Below are 6,136 nucleotides of genomic sequence, written 5' to 3'. Positions count from 1 at the left end.
AGCTTCCCCGCGGGGAAGCTTTTCTTTTTATAGGACTCAGCATCTGAAATCCGGAATCTGAGATCTGAAATTATTCGGCGCTGGCGCGGGCTTTCTGCTCCTTGCGCACTTCGTTCCATTTGCGGTAGGTATCGGCGCCCATGATCTCCTTGAGGCGGGTATTCTTGTCGTCGCTGATTTTCTTCTTGGCTTCCACCTTTTGGTCTTCGGTGAGGGCCGTGTTGGCTTTCAGCTCTTTGCTGGCCTTACTGGCGGTTTCGAGTACCTCGCGTACGGAGCTGACCTGCGAATCGGTGAGGCCGGTGGCCTTGAAGGCATCGTTCAGGTCTTGCTCCTGACGGGCTTTCTGGCGGGCTTTTTCTTCCTTGGACACGGGTGCATCGGTGGGGCCCGACTGCGCAAAAGAGGTGGCGCCGAGCACGGCAAAGCAGCAAACGAGCAGTATCTTTTTCATGGCAACTTGTTTCACTAAAAATAAGCGCTCCGCCGCAAATCGGCCGCTCCAACTATGCAAACGTTGCCATGATAAAGGGAAAGCCGGCGCTTTCGCTGCCTGCTTTCGTTCCGAATGCTTTGTGATACATTATTCAGTACGCATTATTCACTATTCATTTTCCACTGCTTACCAGTCGCCGCTGGCGCCGCCGCCGCCGCCCGAGCCGCCGCCGAAGCCACCGAAGCCGCCTCCGCCGCCGCCGCCGAAGCCGCCAAAACCGCCGCCGCCGCCACCGCCGCCGAAGGAGCCGGGGAAGAACATGCCGCCGCCGCCGAAGCCGCGGTAGCCACGGCGCGACATATAGCCACCGCCGCCGCCGCCGCCGCACAGGCCCGAAAAAAGGACCAGCACCACGACAAAAATGATGATCGTGAGCAGCCGGTTGCTGCCGCGGCTTTGCCCGCCGCTGTACCCGCCGTCGGCAGGCTCGCGCGAGCTGTAGCCATCCGGGGCCTTGTATTCACCGGCTGCCGCCTTGAACAGCGACGTCGTGGCATTGTCGAAGCCGCGGTAGTAATTACCGGCTTTGAATGCCGGGATCACATCGGTTTCGATGATGTTCTTGGTGGTGATATCGGGCACGGAGCCTTCCAGGCCGTAGCCCACCTCGATGCGCAGTTTGCGGTCGTTGATGGAGGCCAGGAACACGATGCCGTTGTCTTTGCCCTTCTGGCCAACGCCCCACTGCCGCAGGAATTCGAGCGCCACCTCCTCGCGCGGCAGGTCGCCGATCGTGGGCACGGTGATGATGGCGATCTGGGTCGTGGTGCTGTCGGCATAGTCGAGCAGCTTCGACTCGAGGGCCGATTTCTGTTCGGGCGAAAGCACGTTGGCAAAATCGTTGACCAGGTGCGGGGGCGTCGGGCGGGGGTATTGTTCGCGAACAAACTTCTCCACGCTTTGTCCGAACCCAAAGAGTACGGCCAGCAGCAGGCTGAGGGATAGCAGGAATTTCTTCATGGGCTATTTTCCGAACACGATATCGTCCGGCAGTTCATTCTTATCGGTGGAAGCGTCGTAGGGGAAGTAGGCCTGCAGGGCTTCGCCGAGGCGGCTGATACCCACGCAGATGCCGTCGGCAAGGTGCTCGGCGCGAAATTCGCGCAGCATACCGCCGATGGTTTCCTGCCAGTAGTGCGGCCCCACCTTTTCGTGGATGCCGGCGTCGCCGAAAACGGCGGCCTGCCGGTCTTTCACCGCAATGTAAACCAGCGTGGCGTTGCGCAGCTCCGTTTCGTACATCTTCAGGCTGGCGAAGACTTCCTTCGCCCGGTCGATGGCGTCTACGTACGAGCAATGGCTTTCCACGTACACGCGCACCTCACCCGAAGTGCGCCGCTCGGCCGACTGGATGGCCTGCACGAGCTGCGCTTTCTGGGCGTCGGTGAAAAAGTCTTCCTTGCGGCGGAAGCGGGAGAACCAACCCATGGTTATTGTTTTTGCGGTTGCGCCTGCGGGGCGGTATTGGTGCCCGGAACCGGCGCGGTGGAGGAGCCCGGTGCGGGTGCCGAATTGGTACCGGAGGGAGCCGTGCCGCTGTTGTTGTCGAAATTGACGTTGGGCGCGTTCTTCGCGCCGGGGTCGGCTTCAAAGTAGCCCTTCTGGCTGAATCCGAACCAGCCCGAGTAGATGTTGTTCGGGAACGCGCGGATGGAGGTGTTGTATTGCTGCACGGCTTCGTTGTAATCCTTGCGGGCTACGGCGATGCGGTTCTCGGTGCCTTCGAGCTGCGTTTGCAGGTTGCGGAAGGCGTCGTTGGCGCGCAGGTTGGGGTATTGCTCCGACACGACAAGAAGGCGGCTGAGCGCGCCCGAGAGCTGGGCCTGGGCCTGCTGGAAGCGCTGGATGTTCTCGGGGGTCAGGTTTTCGGGTGAGATCTGCATCGAGGTGGCCTTCGCACGGGCGTTGATCACGTCGGTAAGCGTTCCGCGCTCGAAATTGGCTTCGCCCTTAACGGTATTCACGAGGTTGGGAATGAGGTCCGAACGGCGCTGGTATTGCGTCTGCACATTACCCCATTGCCCGCGTACGTTCTCTTCCAGGCCTACGGTGCGCTTCTGGAAGCCGATGGCGCCGCAGCCGACGCAGCCGCCGAGTACGAGCACGATGCCCAAAATGATCACCAGGACCAAGGTTGAAGTCTTCATTGTCTGTTTGTTTGTTTTAAAGTTAGTTGTTCCAATCAAATAACGAACCACGGCTGCAGAGCTGCAGTTTTGGCAGGTGAGCCGGTCACCGATAGGTAGGCCCTTGCTCACTCGTTCAAACGCTCAGTAGCTCACCAGGGTCACGCTTTCACTGCCGCGATACCCGGCAGTTCCTTGCCTTCGAAGTATTCGAGCATCGCACCGCCGCCGGTGGATACGTAGCTTACCTTGTCGTGGTAGCCAAACTGGTTGACGGCCGCTACGGAGTCGCCGCCGCCCACGAGCGAGAAGGCGCCATTGGCGGTCGCTTCGGCTACGGCCTTGGCTACGGCCTTGGTTCCGTGCTGGAACTTTTCCATTTCGAACACGCCCATCGGGCCGTTCCAGAGGATCGTTTTGGAAGCATGGAGCACCTTGGTAAACATATCGCAGGCCAGCGGGCCGATGTCGAGGCCCATCCAGCCATCGGGAATGGTGTTGCTCAGCGCGGACGAGATGTCGGCATCGGCGGCAAACTTATCGGCGATGATGGAGTCGGAAGGCAGGTGCAGGGTCACGCCCTTTTCTTCCGCTTTTTTAAGCAGTTCGCGGGCCGTGTCGATTCGGTCGTTCTCGCAGAGCGAGGAGCCGATCTTGCCGTCCATCGCTTTGACGAAGGTATAGGCCATACCACCGCCGATGATGATGTCGGTAGCGCGGTCGAGCAGGTTCTCGATGATCAGGATCTTGTCGCTCACCTTGGCGCCGCCAATGATGGCGGTGAAGGGCTTCTCGCTGCTGTGCAGCACTTTCTCGGCGCTCTGCACTTCGCCTTCCATCACGGTGCCGAACAGCCGGTTGGCGGGCTCGAAGTACTGCGCGATGACGGCCGTGGAGGCGTGCGCGCGGTGGGCCGTGCCGAAGGCGTCATTTACATAAACGTCGCCGAGGCGGGCGAGCTTCTGCGCAAAGTCGGGATCGCCTTTTTCCTCTTCTTTATAAAAGCGCAGGTTTTCCAGCAACAGCACCTGGCCGGGCTGCAGGGCGGCGGCCTTTTTCACCGCCTCCTCGCCGATGGAGTCGGCGGCGAAGTCCACTTTACGTCCGAGCAGTTCCGACAGGTGGTCAACGACGTGCTTCAGCGAATATTTATCCGTCGGACCTTCCTTGGGGCGGCCCAGGTGCGACATCAGGATCACCGAGCCGCCGTCGGCCAGGATCTTCTGGATCGTGGGAATGGTGGCGCGGATGCGGGTGTCGTCGGTAATGTCGAAGGATGCATCGAGCGGAACGTTGAAATCCACCCGGACAAGGGCTTTCCGGCCCGAGAAGTTATACGAGGAAAAGTTGGCCATAACAAAGGATGCATTAGTGCGCTCCAAATGTAAGGCCGGGGGCAACAAAAAACCCCGGCGCTTTGGCCGGGGTTGCTATAACGGTAATAAGTTTACTTGCTGATGAGGCCGGCGAAATGCTTCACCGTGCGCACCAGCTGCGATACGTAGCTCATTTCGTTGTCGTACCAGCTAACGGTCTTCACCAGTTGCACGTCGCCATTGGTAAGCACCTTTGTTTGCGTGGCGTCGAACAGCGAGCCGAAGTGCATGCCGATGATGTCGGTGGAAGTGATTTCATCTTCGGTGTACCCGTAGCTTTCGTTAGCGGCGGCTTTCATCGCGGCGTTGATCTCTTCTACGGTCACTTTCTTGTTCAGCACGGTCACGAGCTCGGTGAGCGAGCCGGTGATGGTGGGAACGCGCTGGGCGGTGCCGTCGAGTTTACCCTTCAGCTCGGGGAGCACGAGACCGATGGCCTTGGCGGCGCCGGTGCTGTTGGGAACGATGTTGGCGGCGGCGGCGCGGGCGCGGCGCAGGTCGCCTTTGGGGTGCGGGGCGTCGAGCGTATTCTGGTCGTTGGTATACGCGTGGATGGTGGTCATGATGCCCGACAGGATGCCGTAGCTATCGTTGAGCACCTTGGCCATCGGGGCGAGGCAGTTGGTGGTGCAGGAAGCGCAGGAGATGATCGTTTCGGAGCCGTCGAGGATGGCGTGGTTCACGTTGAACACAACGGTCTTCAGGTCGCCGGTACCGGGTGCCGAGATCACCACGCGCTTGGCGCCGGCGGTGATGTGGGCTTCGGCCTTGGCCTTATCGGTAAAGAAGCCGGTGGATTCGATCACCACGTCTACGTCGTGCTGGCCCCAGGGAATCTGGGCGGGATCTTTCTGGGCGTAGATCTTCACTTCGTGACCATTCACCACGATGGCGTTGTCGGTTGCCTTCACGTCTTCGTTGAAGCGGCCCTGGGCGGAGTCGTACTTGAGCAGGTGGGCCAGTACGGCGGGGCTGGTCAGGTCGTTGATGGCCACCACATCAATGCCTTCCATGTTGTGAATCTGGCGGAATACCAGGCGTCCGATGCGTCCAAAGCCGTTGATGGCAACTTTTACTGACATATTCTAAGCGATTTTTTTGATGAATAATGCGGGGCGAAGGTATTGAATTGCCGGAAATGGGAGCGGTACAGTTGAAGCCGCCCGGAGGTACACAGTGAGCGGTGTGCGTTGGGGCAGGGAAACCCACGGCGGCGTTGCGCGGTCGCTCCCGACAGGGCACAAAAAAGCCCCGCACCTGGTGCGAGGCTGTCTCTGTACCGCGTACGGGATTCGAACCCGTATCGCCTCCGTGAAAGGGAGGTGTCCTAGCCCTTAGACGAACGCGGCATTTTTAAGAACTGTCCCGTTGTTTTCGGGAGTGCAAAGATAAGGGCGTCAGTCATTTCTCCAAAAATATTTCAAAAAAAATCCCATCTCTTTTTAGGGACGGGATTCTTCGCATTGATTCTGAGCGAACCGATGTTAGCGACTCGCGACGTCAAACTTACGGAAGATGCTGCGTATGGCCGACTGGACTTCTTTCGAAGTCAGGTTGCGGCTGTTCACATCGCCGGTGGTCCAGCCCTGCCATACCGTCTTGTCCGTCTTCGCATCCACCAGGCGTACGGTCATCGTGGCCTCACGCACGGCTTCTTCGGTGCGGTCGTAGCCGAGGAACTGCGAGGGGTAATACACCGGGATGTAGCGGCGCGAATAAGGATTGTAATAATACCGGGTGTAGGGCTGTGAATAAACCGGGTTGTTGTTCTCACGCACCGATTTCTCCACCAGCACGTCGTAGGTGATCAGCACATCGGGACGGGCCGTATTTTCCACCCAACCTTCCTTCTGCAGCTCGCTGTTCACGGCGGCCTTGATGTTGCGCTCGGTCAGGTCGGATACCGGCGTCTTCACGGTATCGCGGGCATCCCGGGTTTCCACCCAGGCAAATGAATGATAGCGGCTCAGGTTGGCCGCCGGGTCTTTCTCCACATGGGCTGCACTGCCGCACCCCGCGAAGAAAAGTGCGGATAAGGCCAGCAAGCCGAGTGTTTGTAAACGTTTCATAGGTTGATACTCCTTTGCTTTTAGCTCAACCTATTAACGGCAAAAAGTATGCTTTCGTTTGCAAGGGAA

General features: G+C 59.1%; 7 protein-coding genes and 1 tRNA gene. All 8 read right to left on the bottom strand.

Going from position 1 to position 6,136, the window contains the following annotated elements; all coding sequences use genetic code 11:
* Positions 1-70: 70 nt before the first annotated feature.
* Entirely contained in the window at positions 71-454 is a 384-nt protein-coding gene (locus tag E0486_RS13855; RefSeq protein ID WP_131852797.1) for a hypothetical protein, read from the bottom strand.
* 168 nt (positions 455-622) lie between these two features.
* Positions 623-1,456: a TPM domain-containing protein gene (locus E0486_RS13850; RefSeq protein WP_131852795.1), complete on the bottom strand. Its 834-nt coding sequence runs from the start codon at positions 1,454-1,456 to the stop codon at positions 623-625.
* A 3-nt stretch (positions 1,457-1,459) separates the two neighbouring features.
* A complete protein-coding gene (locus E0486_RS13845; protein WP_131852793.1) occupies positions 1,460-1,924 on the bottom strand; it encodes a TPM domain-containing protein in 465 nt (154 codons plus the stop codon).
* A 2-nt stretch (positions 1,925-1,926) separates the two neighbouring features.
* Complete coding sequence (locus E0486_RS13840; protein ID WP_131852791.1) at positions 1,927-2,643, bottom strand: LemA family protein; 717 nt, start codon at positions 2,641-2,643, stop codon at positions 1,927-1,929.
* Positions 2,644-2,783: 140 nt separating this feature from the next.
* On the bottom strand, positions 2,784-3,977 hold the full coding sequence (locus E0486_RS13835; RefSeq protein ID WP_131852789.1) for a phosphoglycerate kinase: 1,194 nt from the start codon (positions 3,975-3,977) through the stop codon (positions 2,784-2,786).
* A gap of 92 nt (positions 3,978-4,069) precedes the next feature.
* Complete coding sequence (gene gap, locus E0486_RS13830; RefSeq protein WP_131852787.1) at positions 4,070-5,080, bottom strand: type I glyceraldehyde-3-phosphate dehydrogenase; 1,011 nt, start codon at positions 5,078-5,080, stop codon at positions 4,070-4,072.
* A gap of 195 nt (positions 5,081-5,275) precedes the next feature.
* A tRNA-Glu gene (locus tag E0486_RS13825) sits at positions 5,276-5,347 on the bottom strand.
* Positions 5,348-5,482: 135 nt separating this feature from the next.
* Positions 5,483-6,067: a DUF4136 domain-containing protein gene (locus E0486_RS13820; RefSeq protein WP_131852785.1), complete on the bottom strand. Its 585-nt coding sequence runs from the start codon at positions 6,065-6,067 to the stop codon at positions 5,483-5,485.
* Positions 6,068-6,136 lie beyond the last annotated feature (69 nt).

The organism is Flaviaesturariibacter aridisoli (genome assembly GCF_004343705.1).
Lineage (GTDB): Bacteria > Bacteroidota > Bacteroidia > Chitinophagales > Chitinophagaceae > Flavisolibacter > Flavisolibacter aridisoli.
This window is presented reverse-complemented; position numbering and strand designations above follow the sequence as displayed.